1 protein-coding gene is annotated in these 413 nt (G+C 60.8%); it reads left to right on the forward strand.

Annotated elements, in window-relative coordinates; translation table 11 throughout:
• On the forward strand, positions 1-413 hold a 413-nt coding region (locus ACZLZY_RS24945), incomplete at both ends, for a PAS domain-containing protein (protein ID WP_472936652.1).

The raw sequence follows: 413 nt of genomic DNA on the forward strand, positions 1-413 counted from the left end.
CCGCCGGAGCGAAGAGCGTTTCCGGCTGCTGGTGCAGAGTGTGACAGACTACGCGATCTACCTCCTCGATCCCGGTGGCCATGTCAGCAGCTGGAATGCCGGCGCCGAACGTTTTGAAGGCTATGAGGCGGATGAGATTATCGGGCAGCATTTTTCGCGATTCTACCTCGACGAAGACCAGGCGGCCGGCATCCCGAAGAAGGCGCTCGCGACTGGGCTGAGCGAAGGCCGCTTCGAGGCTGAATGCTGGCGCCTGCGGAATTATGGTACCAGGTTCTGGGCCAGCGTCGTCATCGATCCCGTCCGCAACGAAGGCGGCGAGCTGATCGGCTTCGCGAAAATCACTCGCGACCTGACTGAGCGACGGGAATCCCAGTTGGCTCTGGAGAGGTCACAACAGGCATTACACCAGA

This window comes from Mesocryomonas lacus (genome assembly GCF_055730135.2).